The organism is Roseococcus sp. SYP-B2431, assembly GCF_004336745.1.
Lineage (GTDB): Bacteria > Pseudomonadota > Alphaproteobacteria > Acetobacterales > Acetobacteraceae > Roseococcus.
In genome coordinates this window covers 1-22,334 of sequence record NZ_SJXD01000025.1, presented here as the reverse complement: position 1 = coordinate 22,334, position 22,334 = coordinate 1, and the positions used below count along the sequence as shown (strand labels likewise).

18 protein-coding genes are annotated in these 22,334 nt (G+C 71.9%); 6 read left to right on the top strand and 12 right to left on the bottom strand.

The genetic code is table 11. The annotated features are described in order from the left end of the window. Nucleotides 1–22 precede the first annotated feature (22 nt). Genes EJV46_RS11370 through EJV46_RS11360 form a run of 3 tightly spaced genes read right to left on the bottom strand, consistent with a single transcriptional unit; the run spans nucleotide 23 to nucleotide 3,125 of the window. Nucleotides 23–412, bottom strand: coding sequence for a 2Fe-2S iron-sulfur cluster-binding protein (locus EJV46_RS11370; protein WP_240782517.1), 390 nt, complete (start codon nucleotides 410–412; stop codon nucleotides 23–25). Continuing rightward, on the bottom strand, nucleotides 412–2,106 hold the full coding sequence (locus EJV46_RS11365) for an FAD-binding protein (protein WP_131548779.1): 1,695 nt from the start codon (nucleotides 2,104–2,106) through the stop codon (nucleotides 412–414). Before EJV46_RS11365 ends, EJV46_RS11370 begins: the two co-directional genes overlap by 1 nt. Nucleotides 2,107–2,132: 26 nt before the next feature. Further along, the gene (locus tag EJV46_RS11360; protein WP_165585484.1) at nucleotides 2,133–3,125 is read right to left on the bottom strand and encodes a tripartite tricarboxylate transporter substrate binding protein; all 993 of its coding nucleotides are present in this window, start codon (nucleotides 3,123–3,125) and stop codon (nucleotides 2,133–2,135) included. Between the two features lie 253 nt (nucleotides 3,126–3,378). On the opposite strand from EJV46_RS11360, the gene EJV46_RS11355 reads away from it, so the two are divergent. Beyond that, nucleotides 3,379–4,617: an Hsp70 family protein gene (locus tag EJV46_RS11355; protein ID WP_206020783.1), complete on the top strand. Its 1,239-nt coding sequence runs from the start codon at nucleotides 3,379–3,381 to the stop codon at nucleotides 4,615–4,617. Nucleotides 4,618–4,779: 162 nt separating this feature from the next. Then, entirely contained in the window at nucleotides 4,780–5,493 is a 714-nt protein-coding gene (locus tag EJV46_RS11350; RefSeq protein ID WP_131548776.1) for a winged helix-turn-helix domain-containing protein, read from the top strand. Nucleotides 5,494–5,630: 137 nt separating this feature from the next. On the opposite strand, the gene EJV46_RS11345 is transcribed toward EJV46_RS11350, so the two are convergent. Then, complete coding sequence (locus EJV46_RS11345; protein WP_131548775.1) at nucleotides 5,631–9,101, bottom strand: PAS-domain containing protein; 3,471 nt, start codon at nucleotides 9,099–9,101, stop codon at nucleotides 5,631–5,633. A gap of 210 nt (nucleotides 9,102–9,311) precedes the next feature. Here EJV46_RS11345 and EJV46_RS11340 point away from each other — a divergent pair, with 210 nt between their 5' ends. Then, nucleotides 9,312–10,553 (top strand): CaiB/BaiF CoA-transferase family protein, encoded by a 1,242-nt coding sequence (locus EJV46_RS11340; RefSeq protein ID WP_131549326.1) that lies wholly within the window; start codon nucleotides 9,312–9,314, stop codon nucleotides 10,551–10,553. A gap of 108 nt (nucleotides 10,554–10,661) precedes the next feature. Then, nucleotides 10,662–11,156, top strand: a complete 495-nt coding sequence (locus tag EJV46_RS11335) for a cupin domain-containing protein (RefSeq protein ID WP_131548774.1) — start codon at nucleotides 10,662–10,664, stop codon at nucleotides 11,154–11,156. 87 nt (nucleotides 11,157–11,243) lie between these two features. On the opposite strand, the gene EJV46_RS11330 is transcribed toward EJV46_RS11335, so the two are convergent. Continuing rightward, the gene (locus EJV46_RS11330) at nucleotides 11,244–12,830 is read right to left on the bottom strand and encodes an ABC transporter substrate-binding protein (protein ID WP_131548773.1); all 1,587 of its coding nucleotides are present in this window, start codon (nucleotides 12,828–12,830) and stop codon (nucleotides 11,244–11,246) included. Nucleotides 12,831–13,148: 318 nt separating this feature from the next. On the opposite strand from EJV46_RS11330, the gene EJV46_RS11325 reads away from it, so the two are divergent. Both EJV46_RS11325 and EJV46_RS11320 read left to right on the top strand, forming a co-directional pair. Then, nucleotides 13,149–13,583, top strand: coding sequence for a cupin (locus EJV46_RS11325; RefSeq protein ID WP_131548772.1), 435 nt, complete (start codon nucleotides 13,149–13,151; stop codon nucleotides 13,581–13,583). Between the two features lie 41 nt (nucleotides 13,584–13,624). Next, a complete protein-coding gene (locus EJV46_RS11320; RefSeq protein ID WP_131548771.1) occupies nucleotides 13,625–14,311 on the top strand; it encodes a bifunctional 2-polyprenyl-6-hydroxyphenol methylase/3-demethylubiquinol 3-O-methyltransferase UbiG in 687 nt (228 codons plus the stop codon). 11 nt (nucleotides 14,312–14,322) lie between these two features. Here EJV46_RS11320 and folP read toward each other — a convergent pair whose 3' ends face one another. The 7 genes from folP to EJV46_RS22805 form a co-directional block, all read right to left on the bottom strand. Beyond that, nucleotides 14,323–15,348 carry a dihydropteroate synthase gene (folP, locus tag EJV46_RS11315; RefSeq protein ID WP_131548770.1) on the bottom strand — a complete coding sequence of 342 codons (1,026 nt, stop codon included), beginning with the start codon at nucleotides 15,346–15,348 and terminating at the stop codon, nucleotides 14,323–14,325. Nucleotides 15,349–15,425: 77 nt separating this feature from the next. Then, on the bottom strand, nucleotides 15,426–17,348 hold the full coding sequence (ftsH, locus tag EJV46_RS11310; RefSeq protein ID WP_131548769.1) for an ATP-dependent zinc metalloprotease FtsH: 1,923 nt from the start codon (nucleotides 17,346–17,348) through the stop codon (nucleotides 15,426–15,428). 91 nt (nucleotides 17,349–17,439) lie between these two features. Continuing rightward, on the bottom strand, nucleotides 17,440–18,627 hold the full coding sequence (gene tilS / locus EJV46_RS11305; protein WP_131548768.1) for a tRNA lysidine(34) synthetase TilS: 1,188 nt from the start codon (nucleotides 18,625–18,627) through the stop codon (nucleotides 17,440–17,442). 1 nt (nucleotide 18,628) lies between these two features. Further along, the gene (locus EJV46_RS11300) at nucleotides 18,629–19,465 is read right to left on the bottom strand and encodes a hypothetical protein (protein ID WP_131548767.1); all 837 of its coding nucleotides are present in this window, start codon (nucleotides 19,463–19,465) and stop codon (nucleotides 18,629–18,631) included. A 12-nt stretch (nucleotides 19,466–19,477) separates the two neighbouring features. After that, on the bottom strand, nucleotides 19,478–19,957 hold the full coding sequence (pal, locus tag EJV46_RS11295; RefSeq protein ID WP_131548766.1) for a peptidoglycan-associated lipoprotein Pal: 480 nt from the start codon (nucleotides 19,955–19,957) through the stop codon (nucleotides 19,478–19,480). 211 nt (nucleotides 19,958–20,168) lie between these two features. Beyond that, nucleotides 20,169–21,494, bottom strand: coding sequence for a Tol-Pal system beta propeller repeat protein TolB (gene tolB, locus EJV46_RS11290; RefSeq protein WP_131549325.1), 1,326 nt, complete (start codon nucleotides 21,492–21,494; stop codon nucleotides 20,169–20,171). 128 nt (nucleotides 21,495–21,622) lie between these two features. Beyond that, the coding region (locus EJV46_RS22805) for a cell envelope integrity protein TolA (RefSeq protein WP_165585483.1) at nucleotides 21,623–22,334 on the bottom strand (712 nt) is incomplete at its 5' end.

Here is a 22,334-nt window from a genome sequence, read left to right as displayed (position 1 = left end):
CGTCCCGATCCGGGAAGCGTGCTCATTTCAATCCCTCCCTGGCCAATCCCTCCCTGGCCAATCCCTCCCTGGCCGATCCTCCCTCGGCCAGCCTCTCGTCGGGCGGCGCGATGACGGTGGCGAGGTCGCGCAGCAGGGCCTTGTTGGGCAGCGGGTCCAGCCGCATCTCGCGCGGCTCGAGGCGGGCGGTGCAGGCGTAGACGACCTTGCCGTCCAGCAGCATCATGCACTCCTTGCACGCATTCGCGTTGAGGCAGGCATAGCGGAAGGCCAGCGTCGGGTCGCGGTCGACGCGCAGGCGCCGGAGGGCGTCGAGGATGGATTCGCCCGGCTCGAAGCCGATCTCGAAGGCGTCGCGCCGCGGGGCCTCGCCGAGGCCGCCGCGGTGGATGGAGAGCGTCGCTATCGGCATCAGGCGGCCACCGGCAGGCGCGACAGGGTGGTCGTCTCGCCGCGCAGCTCCAGGAGCTGGTTGAGGCGCCAGGCCTCGTCCGTCTCCGGAAAATCCTCGCGCTGATGCGCGCCGCGGCTCTCGGTGCGCGCCGTCGCCGCCTGCACCACCGCCTCGGCCACCGGGATCATCTGGCGCAGGTCGAACCAGTCGAGCCGGGCGAGGTCGTGCGCCACGCCGGGAGCGCCCGGCGGCGCCTCGCCGACCTCGGCGCGCAGCGCTCCCAGCGCCTGCGAGGCCCGCGCCAGCCCGGCCGCGGTGCGGAAGGGGCCGACATCCCGGGACATCAGCCGTTGCAGCCGCGCGACCATCCCGGCCGTGTTCATGGGCCTGGAGCTCGCCACAAGCCGAGCGACGGCCTCCGACGCGGCCGCCGGCGAGAAGGCCGGCGTCTCGCCCGAGGCGGCGATGCGCGCCGCCTCCGCCCCGGCGATGCGCCCATAGGCCAGCGCCTCGGTGATCGCATTGCCGGAAAGCCGGTTCGCGCCGTTCGCGCCGCCCACCGCCTCGCCCGCCGCGAGCAGGCCCGGAACGTTGGTGCGCATCGCCGTGTCCACGCGCACGCCGCCCATGTGGTAATGCGCGATGGGGGAGACCTCGACGGCATCGCGCGTCAGGTCGATGCCATTGGCCGCCAGCCGGTCGATCACCGGACCGAAGGCGCCGCGCAGCTCGGCTTCCGGCACGTGGGTGAAGCTGAGCCAGGCGCCGCCGGAGGGCGAGCCGCGTCCCGCCTCGGCCTCCTTGGTGATGGCGTAAGTCGCGAGATCGCGCGTGGTGCTGTACCTGCCGTTCTCCGCATCGCCGCCCCAGCGGCCGAGGAAGTCTTCCATCGCGCCGTTCAGCAGCCGCCCTCCGAGCTTGTAGCGGAAGGGATCCCACATGATCGGGTCCATGCCGATCAGCCGCGGTGCCAGATGCCCGATCGGGAAGAACTGCACGAACTCCATGTCCTGCAGAACCGCCCCCGCGCGCAGCGCCAGGGCATAGCCATCGCCGGACATGTTGAGGCTGGCGCTGTTGCGCGCGTAGAGCCGCGTGAGGCCGCCCGTCGCGACGATGGTGGCGGCGGCGCCGATGGTCAGCGCCTCGCCCGTGGCCACATGCAGCGCGGCCGCGCCGGTCACCGCGCCGTCCTGCACCACGAGGTCGGTCACCGCGACCTCCCCGATGCGGCGGATCGCCGGGCCCACGCGCTGCACCTGCGCGCGCAGGGCGCGGGAGACCGCCGGTCCGGTCGAGAGGAAGTCCACATAGACGCAGCGTGGCCGGTCGTGCCCCGGCGCCTGCACCGCGGCGAAGCCGTCACCGCTGCGCGCCCAGCCGACCTTCCAGGCATCCATCTCCAGGATGCAATCGGCGCCCACCTCGCAGAGCAGCGCCGCGAGCTTCGGATCGGAAAGCCCGCGCCCCGCCGCGAGCGTGTCGGCGAGGTGGTGCTCCCAATGGTCGTCCGGTCCAACCGCGGCGGCAACGGTCATCTGCGCCATCACCGTTGCGCCGCCGCGGCCGATCAGGCTGCGGTCCAGCAGTAGCACGCGGCCGGCGCCGCGCCGCGCCGCCTCGATGGCGGCATACATGCCCGCGCCGCCCGCGCCGATGACGAGCACGTCGGCTTCCAGATGCCGCGCATCGGCGGCGCTTTTCGTCGTCATGTTCATAGCCCTGCCCCTGCGCGTGCCTAGTCGAGACGGATATTCGCGCCACGCACCACGCGGCCCCAGGCCTCCTGCTCCTGCTTCACGAGCTCGGCGAGCTGCGGGGTCGTCATCGGCTCGCCCACCGAGGCCTGGCCGCGCAGGATCTCCAGCATCTGCGGGTCCTGCAGTCCGCGCGCCACGGCCTGGTTGAGCAGCGCCACGACCGGCGCCGGCGTGCGGGCGGGCGCGAAGATCGCCTGGAAGATGCTGACCGAGAGGTCCACGCCCTGCTCCTTCATCGTCGGCGCGCCGGACAGCAGCGGCAGCCGCTCGGGCGAGAGCACCGCGAGCACGCGGACATTGCCGTCGCGCGCCAGCGCCTCGGCCGCGCCGGCGGGCAGGATCATCGAATCCACCTGGCCCGCGGCCAGCGCCTGGGCCGCCGGCGCGGCGCCGGTGAAGGGCACGTGCAGCAGTTCGATCCCCGCCGTCTCGCCGATCCGCAGCATGGCGATCTGCGAGGTGCTGCCCACGCCCCAGCTGGAATGCGTCAGCCCGCCCGGCCGCGCCTTGGCCGCCGCGACGAAGGCGCGCAGGTCCTGGATGCCCCGCTGCGCCGGCCCCACGGCCAGCGCCAGCGGCACGCGGGTGATGAGGTTGACTGGGACGAAGTCGCGCTCCGGCACATAGGGCAGGTTGCGCATCGCCGCCGGATTGACGGCGTGGGTATCGGTGACGCCGACCAGCATGGTCAGCCCATCCGCCGGCGAGCGCGCGACCAGCGTCGCGCCGATGCTGCCATTGGCGCCCGGACGGTTCTCGACGACGACGGAGTTGCCGAGCGTCGCCGTCATCGGCTGCATGAGTCCGCGCGCGAGGATGTCGGTGATCCCGCCCGGATTGTAGGGCACGACCAGGCGTACCGTGCCGGAAGGCAGCGGCGACTGGGCGAGCGCTGGCGCGGCGAGGCCCGAGGTGGCGAGACCCGAGGCGGAGAGGCAGCAGGCGAGCCTGGCCAGGGATCGACGGAACAAAACAGGCATCTTTCCTCCAATGAGTATAAGGCCAGCGTTTTGTTCTCCCGGCGGGATATGAGCAGAGGAAGCCGGATGGCGATAGAGCCTCTCGCGATGATCGATTCCGCGCGATGGGAGCCCGGCCATTCGCTTCCGTGACGGCCCCGCTCCGGCGCTCCGGATGACGCGATCGGGGCCTCGTGGGCCGGTAGGGTTGCCAAGCGGGCGCGCCCAGGCTTCAAGGCGCGCCCCTCTCCTTCCGGTTGAACCCATGTCCTCCGTCATCGGCATCGATTTCGGCACCACGAACAGCGTGGTCGCCGCCCGGCGCGCCGACGGCAGCGTCGCCGTGCTCCAGCATGACACCGCCGAGGTGTTCCGGTCCGTCCTCTGCTTCTGGCAGGATGCCGAGGGCCGCCCGCGGAATGCCGCGGGCCCGCGCGCCATCGAAGCCTATCTCGACGATCCCTTCGACGCGCGCCTCATCATGTCCATGAAGAGCTACCTCGCGCAGCGCAGCTTCTCCGAGACGCGCATCCTCGGCCGATCCTGGAACCTGGAGAGGCTGATCGCGGCCTTCCTGGGCCATCTGCTGGCCCCCTTCCAGGACGAGCTCGCCGGCGCGCAGGTCGTCGTCGGCCGTCCCGTGCGCTTCGTCGGCGAGACGGCCGACGACGCCTTCGGCCACCGGCGCCTCACCGACGCCTTCGCCGCCGCCGGCCTGCCGGAGGTCCAGCTCGCCTTCGAGCCCGCGGCCGCCGGCCACCGCTTCGCGCAGTCCCTCGACGCGCCGGCCACCGTCCTCGTCGCCGATTTCGGCGGCGGCACCAGCGACTTCTCCGTCCTGCGCTTCGATCCGGGGCCGCCGCGCCGCGTCACGCCGCTCGGCCATTCCGGCGTGGGAATCGCCGGCGACGCCTTCGACTTCCGCATCATGGACCACGTGGTCTCGCCGCTGCTGGGCAAGGGCGGCACCTACCGGCCCTGGGGCAACGACCTGCCCATCCCGCCCGGCTGGTACATCGCCTTCGCGCGCTGGCACCTGCTCTCGCTCATGCGCGCGCCGAAGACCCTGCGCGACATCGCCGATGTCGCCCGGACCGCGGCCGAGCCGGAACGCCTCGCGCATCTCGTCACGCTCATCGAGGACGAGGCCGGCTATGCCCTCTACCGCGCCGTCTCGGGCGTGAAGGCCGCGCTCTCCGGCGCCGACCAGGCCCGCCTCAGCTTCCGCCACGCCGGCTTCAGCGTGGAGACCGACATCGCCCGCGCAGATTTCGAGGCCTGGATCGCGCCCGAGCTCGCCGCCATCGCCGGCGCCGTGGACGCGGCCCTGCGCGATGCCGCCCTGGCACCGCGGGAGGTGGACCGCGTCTTCCTCACCGGCGGATCCTCGCTGGTCCCCGCCGTCCGCCGGCTTTTCGAGGACCGCTTCGGGGCGGAGCGCGTGGTGGCCGGCGGCGAGTTCGTCTCGGTGGCCGAGGGCCTGGCGCTGATGGGGCAGCACTGAGGAAGCGGGCCGGATCGTCGCGCTCCCGGGCCGGACGCGCAGCGGCGGAACAACACCCCGCCGGAATTTCACCTCAATACTTGCAATCCCGCTCGCGCTTGTCATCCTGCGCGCCATGTCGAGAGGGCGAGTCGCAGGAGAGCCGTTGCAGGGAAGTCGCAGATGAGCGGCCCGCTTCGCCTTGCGCTCGTTGAGGATGATCCGATCCAGCGGCGCATCGTCTCGGAATACCTCGCACAGCATGGATTGCGGCCGCAGCCCTATGCCTCCGGCGCCGACTTCAAGCGCGCCCATGCGCAGTCCCTGCCCGATCTCGCGCTCTTCGACGTTCACCTGAACGAGGTGGAGGACGGCTTCGCGCTGGCCCGCTGGGCACGCTCGCGCTCCAGCCGGATCGGCATCATCATGCTCACCGCCGCCGGCGACACGGTGGACCGCGTGGTGGGGCTGGAATCCGGCGCCGACGACTACGTCACCAAGCCCTTCGAGCCGCGCGAGCTGCTGGCCCGCATCAAGGCCCTGCTCCGCCGCGCCTCCGAGTCGCGCCCGCCCCCGCCGCTGCTGACCGAGATCCGGGTCGGGACCGCCCGGCTCAACCTGGAGCGGCGCGTCCTCATCATGGCCGACGGCAGCGAGGACCAGCTCTCGGCCAGCGAGTTCGACCTGCTGCAACTGCTGGTGAAGCACCCCAACCGCCCGCTCACCCGCGAATGGCTCCTGGAGACGGCGGCCCATCGCGAGGCCGAGGTCTTCGACCGCGCGATCGACAACCGCATCATGCGCCTGCGGCGCAAGGTGGAGGCGGATCCGTCCAAGCCGGAAGCGATCCGCTCGGTGCGCGGCGTGGGCTATATCTTCGTGCCCCCCGCGGATTGAAGCGAGCCGATCGAAGGCCCGGCAAGGTCCTGATCGAGAGCATCATCCGACCAGACGGAATCGTCTGGTCGGATAAAGATGCTCGAAAAGCAAACGGCTAGAGACTTTGCAGTGAGCCCTCGCGAACGGCGAAGTCTCTAGGGCGGCGCCTCTTCGGCCGGCGCCAGCGCCGGCTTCGCCACCCGCATCGTCTCCTCCAGCAGCGCCGGCAGTTGCGACGCCGCCGCCTGCGCCGCGCCCAGCCCGCCGGCCCGCGCCGCATGCTCCACGCCCTGCGCCTGTTCGGCCAGCAGCCGCGCGCCCACCATGCGCGCCGCGCCCTTCAGCCGGTGCGCGATCTCCACGACGATCTCCAGCCCCTGGGCCGCCTGCAGCGACGCCAGATCCCGCGCCGCGGTCTGGGAGAAGTTCTCGAGGATGGTGGACAGCCGCTCGCGATCCTGGCCGAAGAGGCTGCGCAGCGCCTCCGGGTCGAAGAGCGTGCCGCCCTGATGCGCCCCGGGCAGGCCGGGGAGCCAGCGCGCCAGCATGCGCGACAGCCCGTCCAGCGTCACCGGCTTGGCGAGAAAGCCGTCCATCCCGGCGGCGTAGCAGCGCTCCGCCTCCCCCTTCAGCGCATTCGCCGTGACCGCGACCAGCGTGGTGCGGGGCAGGTCGCGGGCCTGCTCCTCCTGGCGGATCGCCCGCGCCAGATCGAAGCCGTCCATGCCCGGCATGTGGATGTCGAGCAGCACGATGCCGTGCCCCCGCGCGCGCCAGAGCTCGAGCGCCTGGGCGCCGCCCTGCGCCATGTCGGATTGCAGCCCGATGAGCTCCAGCTGCCGGCCGATGACCTCGCGGTTCACCGGATGGTCGTCCACCACCAGCACGCCGTCCTGGCCGCCCGGCGCCCCGGCGCGCGGCGCCGCGCCGGGCGCCTCGTCCGTGTCCCCGCCCCGGGGCCGCTCCGCCTTCGCGCTCTGCGAGGCGAGGCCGAGCCGCAGCGTCACGGTGAAGCGGCTGCCGCGACCGAGCTCGCTCTCGGCGCTCACCTCGCCCTCCATCAGCTCCGCGAGCCGCCGCACGATGGAAAGGCCGAGGCCGGTGCCGCCGAAGCGGCGCGTGGTCGAGCTGTCGGCCTGGGTGAAGGGCTGGAACAGCCGCGCCAGCGTGCCGGGATCCATGCCGATCCCGCTGTCCTCGACCTGGAGGGTCATGAGGGCGGCGCCCCCCTCGACCCGCGTCTCGGCCGAGATGCGCACATAGCCGCGCTCGGTGAACTTCAGCGCATTGCCGATCAGGTTGAACAGGATCTGCCGCACGCGTGTGGGGTCGCCCGAGAGCCAGTCCGGCCCCGGCGCTGGCGGGTCCGCGAAGAGCTTCAGGCCCCGCGTGGCCGCCGCCGGCGCCAGCGTCTCCACCGTCCCCTCGATCAGGCCGCGCAGCGAGAAGGGCAGCTCCTCGATCTCCAGCCGCCCGGCCTCGATCTTGGAGAAGTCCAGCACGTCGTCGACGATGCGCAGCAGCCCCTCGGCGCTCTCGCGCATCACCTGCACGCTGCGCGCCTGATCGGGCCTGAGCTCGCTGCGCGAGAGGATCTCCAGCATGCCCAGCACGCCGTTCATCGGCGTGCGGATCTCGTGGCTCATGGCCGCGAGGAAGTTCGCCTTGGCCCGCGCGCCGGCCTCGGCCGCGTCGCGCGCGGCCAGGGCCGCCTGCTCGCTCTCCTTGAGCGAGGTCACGTCGCGGCCCACGGTCACGACGCGGCCGCCGGAGATCGGCGTGTAGTTGAACTCCAGCCATTTGCCCGAGGTGGTGCGGCGCGTGAGATGGAGCGGGCCGGTCAGCACGTCCCCCACCCGGCCCTGCACGACCTGCTCCTCGGTCAGCTCGAAGCCGAAATCGCCGCGGCGGTACATATGCGCCATCGCGTCGGCCATCATGGCGCCGGGCTGCACCAGCGATTCCGGCAGGTCGAGCAGGTTCCGGCCCCAGCCGTTGGAGAGGAGGATCCGCGCCTCGGGGTCGAGCAGGACGACCATCTCCTCCATGCTGTTCAGCACCTCGCGCAGCAGGGAGCGCTCGGCCTCGGTCTGCTCCTCCTGCCGCTTGAGGCCGGTGACGTCGCGGTAGAAGGCCAGCATGCCGCCATTGGGCAGCTGCTGCATCCGAACGTCGAGCCAGTAGCCCGCATGGGTCTTGCGGATGTACTGCACGCCGTCGAGCCGCCGGAGGTTCGCGATGCGCGAATCCAGCGCCTCGTCGAACTCCTCCGGGTCCTCCGGCGGCGGGCCGAAATCGCCGCGCCGCATCTGCCAGCCGATGACCTCGCGCGCGCTCGTGCCCAGCCGGTAGAACTTCTCCGGCAGGTCGAGGAACTTCATCAGCGGCCGGCTGAGCATGCGCCAGCACATGTCGGAATCGAAGAGCATCACGCCGTCGGACATGTTGTCCACGACCAGGCGCAGCTTTTCCTGCTCGCGCTCCAGCGCGAGCTGCGCCTCCTTCAGCTCCGTCACGTCGCGCACGCTGATGACGAACATGCCGTCCTCGCGCGTGATGAGGTTGAACTCGGCCCAGCGCCCGTCCGGCATCTGGCGCGTGCGTTGCAGCGGGGTGGGCGCGGCGAGCTGTTCGCGCACGTCCTGGATGAACTCCTCCTCGCCCATCTCGAAGCCGAAATCGCCGCGGCGGTAGAGCGCGCGCAGGATGTCGCGGCGATGGGCGCCGGGGGCGAAGAGCTCGGGCGGCAGGCCGAACATGGCGTTGCTGCGGCTGGAGCTCTCGAGGATCCGCCCGTCGCCGCCGGTCAGGATCACGATGTCGCGCGTGTTCTCCAGCAGGAGGTTGGCGCGGCGGCGGTCCTCCTCGCGGTCGGCGCGCTCGGCCTCCAGCCGGGAGAGCGCCTCCCGTAGCTCGGTGACGTCGCGGACCATGACCAGCAGCTCGCCATTGGGCAGCGGCCGGAAGTTGTACTCGGCCCAGCGGCCGTTGGGGATGCGCTCGGAATAGGTGAGGCGGCCGGCGGCCTGGATGCGAGCGCGGCGCTCGGCGATGAAGCTCTCCTCGTCCTGCGCGAAGCCGAAATCGCCGCGGCGGTAGAGGAAGCGGAGAATCTCCTGATGCGTGCTGCCGGCCTGGGCCAGGTGGTCCGGCATGTCCAGCAGCTCGCCGCTGTTCCTGGAGTTCTGCAGGATCCGGCCGTCGGCATCCATCAGCACCACGCTGTCGGTGATGTTCTCCAGCATATGCGCCATCCGCGCGCGCTCTTCGGTCAGCGCCTCGTCGGTGGGAGCATCGGTCCAGAGGCAGAGGCGACCGCCGTCGGGCAGCGCCTGCACCGAGAGCTCCAGCATGCCGCCGCCCGCGAGCGGCCAGCGCGCCTTGCCGGCGGGGCCGGCGAAGGGCGCCTCCATCGCGGCACGGTCGGACGGAGGGTACAGGCGCCCCGCGGCCGCCACGCGATCGAGCCAGTCGGACACCGCGCTGCCCTCGCGCGGCGGCGCGGTGCCGAAGATCTCGCCGAGCCTGGCGTTCGCCCGCCGCACCCTCCCATCGGGACCGGCATGCAGCAGGCCGGAGGGCATCTGGTCCAGGAGGCAAGCCAGGAGATTGGCGTCTTCGTTCACGGAGTCTCACGAGGGGACATGTCTGGAGGAAGCGTGCCATAGGACGGGCCGGGGCTTCTGTCGCGTCTGTCGCGCGGCCGGTGGCGTCGGTCTTGCTGACCGATGCCATGGACGAGGCCAAAGCCCGCAGCCCCCCGGCGCGTTCCGCGCCCGCATTGACCCGCCCCGCCCCGGCCCATAGCGTCTGCGCCCTGGGAAGGGTTTGTGACGATGACTGCGAAGCTGCGCCGGCGCCCCTTCGACGCGCAGGCGAAGGGGGCCCTGGACGCCCTCCGCGTGGTGGACCTCTCGCGCCTGGTGGCCGGTAATGTCCTGACCAAGGTGCTGGGCGACCACGGCGCCGAGGTGATCAAGGTGGAGCCCCCGGCCGGGGATTCCCTCCGCGCCTGGAAGACCGGCGGCGTCGAGACCTCCTGGAAGACGCTCTGCCGCAACAAGCGCAGCCTCTGCCTGGAGCTGCGTAATCCCGCTGCCATCGAGGTGGTGCGGAAGCTGGCCGCGACCGCCGACATCTTCGTCGAGAGCTTCCGGCCCGGCGTGCTGGAGGAGATGGGCCTGGCGCCCGACGTGCTCCTGGCGCTGAATCCCGCGCTGGTGGTGGTCCGCATCTCCGGCTGGGGGCAGACCGGGCCCTTCTCGCACAAGCCGGGCTTCGGCACGCTGGTCGAGGGCTATTCGGGCTTCGCCGCCATCAACGGCTTCGCCGACCGCGAGCCGGTGTTGCCGCCCATGTTCATGGCCGACGCCTATGCCGGGCTCTACGGCGCCTCGGCCGCGATGATCGCGCTGCACCACGCCAGGGCCACCGGCGAGGGCCAGGTGATCGACGTCTCGCTCTTCGAGCCCATCTTCGCGATGCTCGAGCCGCAGATGGCCAACTACCGCATCTCCGGAAAGAAGAAGCCGCGGACGGGCAGCCGCAGCACCAATACCGCGCCGCGCAACGCCTACCGGACGAAGGACGGCGGCTGGGTGGGCCTCTCCAGCTCCACCCAGGCGATGTTCGCGAAGCTGATGAAGAGCCTCGGCCGGCCGGAGCTCCTCGAGGATCCGCGCTTCCGCACCAATTCGGACCGCATCCGCCACCTCGACGAGATCGACGGCGTGGTGCGCGACTACATCGCCGGCATCACCCTCGCCGAAGCCCTGGAGCAGTTCGATCGCGACGGCGTGACCATCGGCCCGATCATGGATGTCGCCGGGCTGGACGAGGACCGCTACGTCGCCGAGCGCGAGGCGCTGATCGAGGTGCCGGACGAGGAGATGCCCGGCGGCTGGCTCCCCATGCATGGGGAGATCCCGCGCCTGTCCAGGACGCCCGGCATCCTGCGCAACCCCGCCCCCGCCCTTGGCGAGGACAACGACGCGCTGCTGCTGCCGCTGCTCGGCGGCAAGGAGCTGGCCCGGCTGCGCGCCGAGGGCGTGATCCTGCACGGCGCAGCCGCCGCCTGAGGGCGGAGCCGGGCCTGTCGCCTGCGCGCGCGGCGCAAGCCGGAATTCCCCCCGGGCCGCCCCTTTGACGCTTGCATCGCCGGCCTCCCGTCGCGGAGGATCGACGCCATGCCGCAAGCCCCGCTCGTCGTCGTGCCGCCCGAGGGCGGCCGTTCCTTCTGGCAGCCCGTGCCGGCCAACGGCTTCGTGCGCTGCCTGCTCGCCGCGCAGGAGATCGGCGCCGAAACCCCCTTCGCCATGGGCACGCAGACGGTCGATCCCGGCTGCTTCGTGCGTGAGCATCGGCATCCCGACAACGAGGAGGTCATCTTCGTCCTCGAGGGGCGCGGCGAGGCGCTGCTCGACGGCGCGACGCGGCACCCGATGGAGAGGGGCGCCTGCTTCTTCCTGGGCAAGGGGCGTCTGCACCGCTTCGAGGCGGCGCCGGAGGCCCCCCTGGTCTTCCTGTGGCTGATGATGCCGGGCGGGCTCGACATCTTCTTCGAGCGCATCGGCCGCGCGCGTCAGGAGGACGACGCGCAGCCCGCCCCCTTCCCCCGCCCCGCCGACGTGCTGCAGATCGAGGCGGAGACCGTGTTCGGCGCCCTCCCGCCGGGGCGTTGAGGCGCGCGATTCATATCTGCGCGCCTCGTCATCGCGCCTGAGAGGACGATTCACCGCTTCGGCGATTCCGCCTCAGCGGATCGTGCTCTAAACCCGCTCGATGTTCCAGTAGAACAGCGCCGGGGCCGGGATCAGCCCGCGCAGGTTGCGCCGATGCGCGATCACGCTGCGGTACTGGCCGAGCGGGATATTGGTCACGCTTTCCACATGCACGCGCTCGAGCTGCTTCAGGATCTCGCCCCGCTTCGCCGCGTCCGTCTCCGCGGCCCAGGCCGTGGTCATCTCCGGCACGCGGCGGTCGCAGGGCCAGCCGAAATAGGCACCTTCGCAATGCGTCACGAAGCTGTTGAGCAGGGGGTTCTGCGTACCTGTGATGGTGGCGTTGGTGATGAAGCAGTTCCAGCCGCCCTGCCCTGGTGGATTCCGGGAGGCACGTCGCTGCACGAGCGTGGCCCAGTCCATCGAGACGAGATCGACGTTGGCGCCCAGCCGTCGCAGCGCGTCCGCCAGCACCAGCGCAGGCGGATGCAGGGTCGCATTGTCGGCCGGATCCATCACCACGACGGGGCGCCCGTCATAGCCCGAGGCGCGGAAGAGCTCGCGCGCGGCCGCGTCGTCCTGCCGCGGCCAGCCGAGTTGCTGGAACTGCGGCTCCTCGTTGCCCGAACAGCCGAAGGGCGCGCCGCATTCCCGCCACGGCGTGCGGTCACCGACGGTCGCGTTCATCATGTCCGACTGCTTGATGATCGTCATCAGCGCGCGCCGAGCCTCGACCTTGTCGAAGGGCGGGTGCAGGTGGTTCAGCACGCAGAACAGCGTGTAGCCCAGCGGATCGTTCGGCGTGACGACGACGTCGCGTGTGCGCGAGAGACGATGGATCAGGTCGGGCGCGGGGCTTTCCAGCAGGTCGAACTCGCCCGTGGTGAGGCCAGCGGCGGCGGTCGCCGAATCCGGCGTGTAGACGGATTCCAGCCGGTCGAACTTCACGACCTTGCCGCCGGCCGCCTGGCTGGCCGGCTCGCTGCGCGGAACGTAGTCGGCGAAACGCTCATAGACGGTGCGCGCCCCCGGCACCCATTGATCGCGCAGGAAGCGGAAGGGACCCGAGCCGACCATCTCGGTCACCGCGGTGTTGGGATCGGTGCGGGCGAGGCGCTCCGGCATCATGAAGGGCACGTTGCTGTCGATCTTGCCGAGCGCCTCCAGCACGAAGCCCACCGGCCGGCGGAGCGTCAGCACGAAGGTCCGGGCGTCGCGCGCCTCCAGCGCCTCGGTGACGGACATCAGCGCGCGGCCCATGGTGTCGCGGGCGCCCCAGCGCCGGATCGAGGCCACGCAATCCGCCGCCGTGACCGGCGCACCGTCATGCCAGCGCAGACCCTCGCGCAGCTGGAAGGTCCAGTTCCGGCCGTCGCCGCTTTCCTCGTAGGCGCCCACCATCTGGGGCTGCGGCTTGTTCGCGGCGTCGAGCGCGAAGAGCGTGTCGAAGACCAGGTAGCCGTGGTTGCGCACGAGATAGGCGGTGGTCCAGATCGGATCGAGCGAGCGAAGGTCCCCGATCGGGACGGAGCGGATCACCTTGCGGCGATCCTGGGCCATGGCCTCGCGCGTGGCGGCGCTGAGGAAGCCGGGAGCCGCGAGCGCGGCGGCGAGGTGACGGCGGGCAATCGACATCGGGATTCTCCTGGAACGACACTAGGGCCGGCACCAAGGGGGCCGGCCGATCCATGCGAGATTTTGTCTCCTCAACCGGACATAGGATGGCTTGCGGCGCCTGGCGCCGCAAGCCCGGTTTTCACTTCATGCGTGGCCCGGGCGGGGCAGCCGGCGCCGGCTCGCGCCCCCGGGACCGGCGATTCCGCCTTGCCTTCCCGGCGGGCCGGTTTAACTACCCGGCTGTCCCAGGCCGATGTTTCCGGCTCGCGCCTGCCGTCCGGCGGCCGCGGCGGCCTTCCGCGGCCGGGGGTACAGGCAGCCGAGGAGGAGCAGCACGTGGCGATCAACAAGGCCCATCTCGAATTCCACGCGCTGGACCTCGACACGGGCTGGGAGACCCCGGCCGGCTACCCCGCCGGCATCCAGCAGAAGATCCTGGCCGGCGAGCTGGACGAGGCGAACGGGCGCGGCTGCCGCACGCGGCTGCTGCGCTTCCAGCCGGGCGCCTTCACCACCGCGCCCTTCGTGCACGACTATTGGGAGGAGGTCTTCCTGGTCAGCGGCGACCTTTGGGTCGGCAACGACGCGCAGGGCAGGGGCGGCGAGAAATTCGGGCCGATGACCTATGCCTCGCGCCCGCCCGGCGCCTGGCATGGCCCCTTCCGCAGCGAGGGCGGCTGCATCCTCTACGAGTGCCACAGCTACGATCCTGCCTTAGCGCCGGCGGGCCTCTCGCCTGCCGCCGGGCCCCGCTATATGGGTCGGCCGTGAGGCGGGCCGGCGAGTCCCGCCATGCTGAGGATTCGCGGCACATGACCCAATTGACCTGCTCGGTCTGCGGCGGAGACGCCTTCAAGGATGTCCCGGTCATCTGGCCGGCCCTGATCGCGGAATGGGGGCTCAGTAAGGAGGAGGCCGCCTATATCGACCGCCAGCAGGGCAGGATCTGCACGGCCTGCGGCGCCAACCTCCGGATCGTCGCGCTCGGCCGCGCCGTTCTCGCCGCCTGCGGCCACAAGGGCACGCTGCGCGAGATGGTCGCGGATCCGGCCACGCAGACCCTCCGCGTGCTGGACCTGAACGGGGTGGAGGGAATCTCGCAGGCCATGCAGGCCCTGCCCTTCTACCGGCGCGCCGACTACCCTGAGGTCGATGCCCAGGCCCTGCCCTATCCGGGCGGCAGCTTCGATCTCGTGATCCATTCCGACACGCTGGAGCACATCCCCCGGCCCATCGTCGCCCTGGAGCAGTGCCGGCGCGTGCTGGCAGCGGGCGGGCGCCTCTGCTTCACCGTGCCCACGGTCGTCCAGCGCCTGTCCCGAAGCCGCGAGGGATTGCCGCCCAGCTATCACGGCGCGCCCGGCGACGACCTGCACGACTTCCGGGTCGAGACGGAGTTCGGCGCCGATGTCTGGACCTATGTCCTGCGCGCGGGATTCGAGCAGGTGACGATCAACCATGTCGAATTCCCGACGGCCACCGCCATGACCGCCTGGTAGCCTCGCGAGGCTCAGTCCTCCTCGAAGCCGGCGGCCAGCGCCTCGGCCATCCGCAGCGCCCGCACGGTCTCGGCCACGTCGTGCACGCGCAGGATATGCGCGCCGTTCGCCGCCCCCGCGAGCGCGACGGCGAGGCTTCCCGCCACGCGCTGACCAGGCTCCTCCACGCCAGTGACGCGCCCGATGAAGGCCTTGCGCGAGGCGCCGAGCAGGATGGTGCAGCCGATATTCGCCAGCAGCGGCAGCCTCGCCACCAGCTCCAGATTGTCCCGCGCCCGCTTGCCGAAGCCGATCCCGGGATCCACCGCGATGCGGCTGCGCGGGATTCCCAGCCGTTCCAGCGTCTCCACCCGCGCCTCCAGGAAGCGGGCCACCTCCATGGCGGCATCCTCGTAGCGGATGTCGCGCTGCATGGTGCGCGGATCGGTGGTGAGCGCGTGCATGAGGACCACGGGGCAGCGCGCCTGCGTGACGACCCGCAGCGCCGCGGCATCGTGCCGCAGCCCGCTCACGTCGTTGACGATCTCGGCGCCCGCCTCCAGGGCCGCGGCCATGGTGCGGGCGTTGCGCGTGTCGATGCTGACCGGCGCGGAGGTGGCGAGCGCGCGGATCACCGGCAGCACGCGCGCCATCTCCTCCTCCACCGTCACGGGCGCGGCATGGGGACGCGTGCTCTCGCCGCCGATGTCCAGGATGTCGGCGCCGGCCTCCAGCATGGCGTGCCCCCGCGCGATCGCCGCCGCATGGCCCTCGCCCAGCCCGTCGCCGGAGAAGCTGTCCGGCGTGCAGTTCACGATCCCCATGACCAGCGGCCGCGCGCGATGCCGCGCGATGCCGGCGAAGTCCGGCAGGGTCCGCGTCAGCCGTTCCAGCGCCGGGTGATCCTCCGGCGGCGGCAGGATCGAGCCTTCCGGCCCCCGCACTAGCGAGAACGCGATGGGCCCGCCCTGCAGCGGCAGGGCGAGCCCGTCACGGATGGCGGCGAAAGCCGCCGGGCCATTCAGCAGGCCCAGCGGCTCCAGCCATTCAGGAGTCATTGGGCCCTCAGGCCCGGGGCGGCGGCGCCGGCCGCCTCGCGGCCGGATTCCTCATCCATGGAGCGACGCAGTGGCCATCAGCCCGCGGGCTGCGGGTTCAGGCCGCCGCCGGTGTCCGGCCGGGGCGTGCGGCCCGAGGTGGGCACGCTGCCGCGGCCCGCGGAAGCCGGCTCGTCGGGGCGGCTGCGCACCACCGGCTCGCCGCGCAGCACGGTGCGGATCTCGTCGCCGGACAGCGTCTCGTATTCCAGCAGCCCCTTGGCGAGCCGCTCCAGCTCGTCGCGGTTGTCGGTGAGAAGCTGGGTGGCGCGGGCATAGGCGACATCGATGATGCTGCGCACCTCGCTGTCGATGATCCGCGCCGTCTCCTCGGAGAGGTTCTTCGACTGCGTGACGGAGTGGCCCAGGAAGACCTCCTGGCTGTTCTCGCCGTAGGCGACCATGCCGATCTTGTCGCTCATGCCCCATTCGGTGACCATCATGCGGGCCATGTTCGTGGCCATCTTGATGTCGCCCGAGGCGCCGTTGCTCACCTTGTCGCGCCCGAAGACGATCTCCTCCGCGACGCGGCCGCCCATCGCCATGGCGAGCTCGGCCTGCATCTTGGACTTGTGCTTGGAGTAGCGGTCGCCGGCCGGCAGGCTCATCACCAGGCCCAGCGCGCGGCCGCGCGGAATGATAGTCGCCTTGTGCACGGGATCGCACTCCTCCTCGTGCATGGCGACGAGGGCATGGCCCGCCTCGTGATAGGCGGTCATCCGCTTCTCGTCGTCGGACATGACGAGGCTGCGGCGCTCGGCGCCCATCATCACCTTGTCCTTGGCGGCCTCGAACTCGGCCATGCCGACGGTGCGGCGGCCCGTGCGCGCGGCCAGCAGCGCGGCCTCGTTCACGAGGTTGGCGAGGTCGGCGCCGGAGAAGCCCGGCGTGCCGCGCGCGATCGTCTTCGGATCGACGTCGGAGGCCAGCGGCACCTTGCGCATGTGCACGCGCAGGATCTTCTCGCGGCCGTTCACGTCGGGGTTCGGCACCACGACCTGGCGGTCGAAGCGGCCGGGACGCAGCAGCGCGGGGTCGAGCACGTCGGGCCGGTTGGTGGCCGCGATGATGATGACGCCCTCGTTGGACTCGAAGCCGTCCATCTCGACCAGCATCTGGTTCAGCGTCTGCTCGCGCTCGTCATTGCCGCCGCCCAGGCCCGCGCCACGATGGCGGCCGACGGCGTCGATCTCGTCGATGAAGATCAGGCAGGGCGCGTTCTTCTTGCCCTGCTCGAACATGTCGCGCACGCGGCTGGCGCCGACGCCCACGAACATCTCGACGAAGTCGGAACCCGAGATGGTGAAGAAGGGCACGTTCGCCTCGCCCGCGATGGAGCGCGCCAGCAGCGTCTTGCCGGTGCCGGGAGGACCGACCAGCAGCACGCCCTTGGGAATCTTGCCGCCCAGCTTCTGGAACTTCGCGGGATCGCGCAGGAAGTCCACGATCTCCTCGAGCTCGGCCTTGGCCTCGTCGATGCCGGCCACGTCCTCGAAGGTCACGCGGCCATGCTTTTCCGTCAGCAGCTTGGCCTTGGACTTGCCGAAGCCCATGGCGCGCCCGCCGCCGCCCTGCATCTGGCGCATGAAGAAGATCCAGACGCCGATCAGCAGCAGCATCGGGAACCAGGAGATGAGGATCTGGAAGAGCGGATTCACCTCGCTCTCCTCCGGACGCGCCACCACGCGCACGCCCTTCTCGGTCAGGCGCGAGACGAGCTGCGGATCCTCGGGGGTATAGGTGCTGAAGGACCGGCCGTCCGTGAGCTGGCCGGAGACCGTGCGGCCCTGGATCACCACGTCGCGGACGTGCCCGGCGTTCACCTCGTTGACGAAATCGCTGTAGGCGACCTGCGTCTGGGCCCGGCTGCCCGTGCCCGAGGGCTGGAACAGGTTGAACAGCGCCACCAGCAGCAGCGCCACGATCACCCACAGGGCCAGGTTCCGGCCGAAATTGCTCACGTCGCGATATCCCCTTCGCCTGCCATTGAGCCGGCGCTTGGTGAACATAGGGTGTCCATCGCCCCAAAAAATCCCGGGAGCCGAAGAGAATTCATCCCGCGAAGTGACATTCGGTGACGGGACCGCCCAAGGGAACGAAGATCGGAGCGAAGGCCGGCGGGAAACTTACCGCCATTTCAGGAAGAAGATAGGCCAAGTGCGGCGGCGGGACCAGCATGCCGTCCGCGGACCGACGAAGGGTCGGAAGCGCCGCCAGGGCCGCGGCGGGGAGGTGCCGCGCCCGGGACCGGAGGGCCGCCAGGTCCGGACCGAGGGGGCCGGCGGCGAAGCCCTCCGGCACGGCGAAGCGGAAGCGGCGCAGCCCGGCGCCGGCCTCCGGGACCAGCCAGCGGCCCCCGCGCAGCCAGGTGGCGCCGCCCAGCGAGCCGGAGCCGCGCGCCAGCAGGGCGGCCACGGCCGATGCGGCCGGCGCGTGCTCGCCGCCGCCCACGGCGCGGATGAGCGCGGCCATGAGCTGGCGCGCCACTGCGTCGCGCCCCAGCCGCTCCGGCGCGATCTCCGCGCAGCCCTCGGGCAGGAGGCGGACGGAAGCCGCCAGCCGCGCGGCCACGCGCGCGGCCATCCGGGCGCGGCGGCGGGAGAAGCCCCCGGCCGCGACCGTGCCGCCGGCCGCGCGCAGCCGCGCCCGGGCGAAGCGCGGGTCGGCGTTGGAAGGGTCCTGGACGGGCCGGAGGGGCCAGCCCTCGAGGCTGGCGGCCAGCCGCGCCCTGGGGATGGCCAGCAGGGGCCGGAGGATCAGCGCCTCGGGCGCGACGGCCAGCGGCGCCATTCCCGCCAGGCCCGCATCGCCGCTGCCGCGCAGCGCCCGGAACAGCACCGTCTCCGCCTGGTCCTCCGCATGATGGCCGAGCAGCAGGTGCGGGGCGCCCGCCTCCCGGCACGCCGCGAGGAGCGCCGCCCGGCGGGCCCGCCGCGCCCGCTCCTGCAGGCCGGGGCCGGAGGGCAGCCCGAGCGGCAGGATGCGCGCCGTGATGCCCAGGGCGGCCAGCCCCGCCGCCAGCGCCGCGGCCTCCGCCGCACTTTCCGCGCGCAGCCCGTGCTCGACGATCAGCGCCAGCACCGAGCCGCCGCGCCCGCGCGCCCAGCCGTCGGCGAGCCGCGTCAGCGCCAGCGAATCCGGGCCGCCGGAGCAGCCCACCGCGATCAGATCGGTGAAAGGCCCCAGTGGGGCCATGAGCGCGGCGAATTCCGCTCCGGCGACCGGCAGGGCGCCGGTCAAGCTACCTGCACTGCGAGCGCTGCCGCGCCGCCGCGGCCTGGGCCGCCAGCGGCGGGCGCAGGTTGGGGAACTGGCTGCGCAGGTCGTTCAGCGTGTCGCAGGCCTCGCGCTTGTTGCCGAGGCCCTGGAAGGAGTTGGCGAGGCCGATCAGCGCCTCGGGCGCGCGCGGCCCGGTGCGGGCGCGGCTGAAGGCATCGTTATAGGCGATCGCCGCATTGCCGAAGTCGCGCCTGCCGGCCAGGGCATCGGCCAGCAGCATCTGGCCGGCCACCGCATTCGCACCGGAACGGCTGGCGAGCACCTCACGGGCCGCGGTCTCCGCGGTGGCATAGTCTCGCCGCCCGAGCGCGGCATTGCCCTCCGCCAGGGCCCGGTCGGGCGTGCGGGGCGGCGCCGCGCCGGTGCTGGTCGCGGGCGGCGCGAGCGGCGGCGCGACGGGCGCAGGGGCGCGGGCCGGAGCGGATGCCGGAGCGCCCCCGCCTCCACCCTGGCCGAGCCGGAATTCCATGTCGCCCTGGTACTTCTCGAACTCCTCCCGGAGGCGGCGGTTCTGGTTCTCCAGCACGTCCACCCGGCCGCGCAGGCGGCTGACCTCGTCCTGGAGCGTGTTCACGCGGTCGAGCAGGGAGCCCATGAGCTCGCTGCCGCCGCCGGAACCGCCGCGCGAGGGAGCGGGCGGTGGCAGGCTTCCGCCTCCGCCGCGGCGCAGCTGCTCCATCTCCTGCCGCAGCTGCAGGATCTGGTTCTGCAGCGCGATGCCCTCGCGGCTGTCCATCTGGGCGCCGGCGGGCTGTGCCGCCAGCAGCGTCAGGCCGAGCAGGAGCGCGATGCGCCGCACGGTGCGGGCCGCTTAGCGGACGACGGTCACGGCGCGGCGGTTGCGCGCCCAGGCGTCCTCGTTGGAGCCCAGCGCGTCCGGACGGTCCTTGCCGTAGCTGATGGTCTGGATGCGCGAGCCGGCCACGCCGCTGGCCACCAGCACGTCGCGCGCGGAATTGGCGCGGCGCTGGCCGAGGGCGAGGTTGTACTCGCGCGTGCCGCGCTCGTCGGCATGCCCCTCGACCATGACCTGGTTCTGCGGGTACTGGCCCAGCCACTGGGCCTGGCGCACCAGCACCGGCCGCTGGTCGGGGCGGATGCCGTTGAGGGCGGTATCGAAGAACACGCGGTCGCCGACATTGGCGACCAGGTCTTCCTGGCTGCCGGGGCGGACGGACCCGCTGCCGGCGCCGGCGCCGCCCGTGCTGGCCGTGGTTTCCGGATCGGACGAGCAGGCGGCGAGCAGCCCTGCGGCCGCGACGGCAGCTAGGAAGGTCTTCGTGGCGGCCATGGTGTTCTCCTACTGCCTTGGGATCTGTTCATCTTTGCGGCTGCCCCGCGTCTTCGCGGCGCAGCATCACGGCTCACGACTAACTCTCCCACATGGCGCAATCAAGGCGTAGCGCCACGCGCCATTTGCAGAGCGACTATTCTATACTCTACCGGCGAAAGGCCGAATTCGGGCACAAGTCGATAGCCTGCCGAAACGACCCGCCGCCGCGTCAGCTGATCAACGGCGACCAACTCGGGTCGGTTGCATCCGTCGCCGTCACAATCGGCCGCTCGTTGAAGCCGGCGATGTCGATGGACGAGATGCGGGCCGAATAGCCGCCGCCCCGATTGTCCCGCGCCGGGGACTCCCGATAGAACATGAGCACGCGGCCATTGGGCGCAAAGGTCGGCCCCTCCATGCCCCAGCCCTCGGAGAGGATGCGCTCGCCCGAGCCGTCCGGCCGCATCACCCCGATGGCGAACTGGCCGCGTCCGATGCGGGTGAAGGCGATCAGGTCGCCGCGCGGCGACCAGACCGGCGTGGCGTAGCGCCCGTTGCCGAAGCTGATGCGCCGCGCGCCGCCGCCGCCCGCATCCATGACATAGAGCTGCTGGTCGCCGCCCCGGTCGGAATTGAAGACGATCTGCGTGCCGTCCGGCGAGTAGCAGGGCGAGACGTCGAGGCCGGCGCCGCTGGTGAGCTGCCGCTCGCGCCGCGAGCCCAGGTCCACGGAGTAGATGTTGGCGTCGCCGCCGCGAACGGCCGAGAGCACCACCGAGCGCCCGTCCGGCGAGAAGCGCGGCGAGAGCGTCATGCCGCCGAAATTGCCCAGCACCTCCTGCCGCCCGCTGTCCAGGTTGAACAGGTACACGCGCGGCTCGTTGCGCTGGTAGGACATGAAGGCGATGCGGGTCGCGTCCGGATGGAAGCGCGGCGTCAGCGCGGCGAACTGGCCGTCGGTCAGGAAGCGGTTGTTCTCGCTGTCCTGGTCCATGATGGCGAGGCGGCGGACGCGCCGGTCGCGCGGGCCGGTCTCTGCGATATAGGCGATCCGCGTGTTGAAGTAGCCGGTCTCGCCCAGCATGCGCTTGTAGATGTCGTCGGAGATGATGTGGGCGATCTGCCGCCAGTTGCTGCTGGTGGCGTTGTAGGCCGTGCCGAGCGCCTGCTGCTCCGGCAGGATGTCCCAGAGGCGGAATTCCACGCGCAGCCGGTCGCCGCTGCCGTCCACCCGCCCGGTCACGAGCGCCACGGCGCCGATGACGCGCCAGTCCTGGAAGCGCGGCGTCGCGGCCGCGGATTCGGCCGTCTGGATGAAGGCCTGCCGGTCCACGGGACGGAACAGGCCGGAATTGCGCAGGTTGTTGGTGATGACGCGCGAGATCTGCTGGCCGAGCCGCGCGCCCTCGCCGCCCGTGCCCGCCATGTCGGGGATGGCGATGGGGATGGGCTCTGTCCGCGCACGTGTGATGTCCACGATGGTCGGCGGATTGCCGCCCCCCGTCCCCTGGGCCGCGGCCGGAAGCGGGGTGGTCCAGATGCCGGGCGCCACCATGGCGGCGGCGCCGCCGGCCAGCAGCGAGCGGCGATTCACGTTGAGCGTCACGATCGGATTCTCCGGTTACCTGGGCCCCTCCGGGGCGCACCTTGGCCTTTGCGAGGGCCGGGTCAAGGGTGGAAGCCTCACCGCAGCCCCAGCTCGCGCGGGTTGAAGCGGAAGACAGTGTTGCGCAGTGCCTCCAGCCTATCGCGCGACAGCGGCAGCGGGTTGCATCGGGGGTCGAGCAGCGCGCGGCGGGCCGCCTCGTAGACCATGCGGGCCCGCGGCTCGCTGGGCGGCGAGCCGCCATTCGGCGTCACCTGCCGCACCACGCCGCCGGCATCCACCTGGACCCGCAGCTCGACCACGATGCTCGCGATATTGGGCGCGCCGGCGTCCACGGCCCAGCACTCGCCGATCTTGTCGGCGAGGCCGGTGCGTTCGGCGGCGGTCAGGTTCGCGACGCCGGTGGGCGTGCCGCCGGTCCGGTCGGGCGCGCTGGCCGCGCGTGGATTGGCCCGCGCCGTCGGCGGCTGTTGCTGCTGCTGCGCCTGGCGCAGGCGCTCGAGCGTGTTCAGGACCGACTGGCTGCGCTCCTGCGGCCGGGCGACCGGCGGGGTCCGGCCGGTGCCGGGCGCCTGCGAGGGCTCGGGCGGCGGCGGCACCGGGGGCGGCGGCAGCGGCAAAGGCGGCGTCGGGCGCTGGGGCGCCGGCGTGGGCGCGGCCGGGGTGGGCGGCGTCGGCGCCTGGGCCTGCTGCTGCGGGCGCGGCGGTACGGGAACGGGCGAGGGCGCGGGCTCGGGCGGCGGCGCCGCGGCCGTGGGGCGCGGCGGCTGCGGGGCCGGCGGCGCGGCC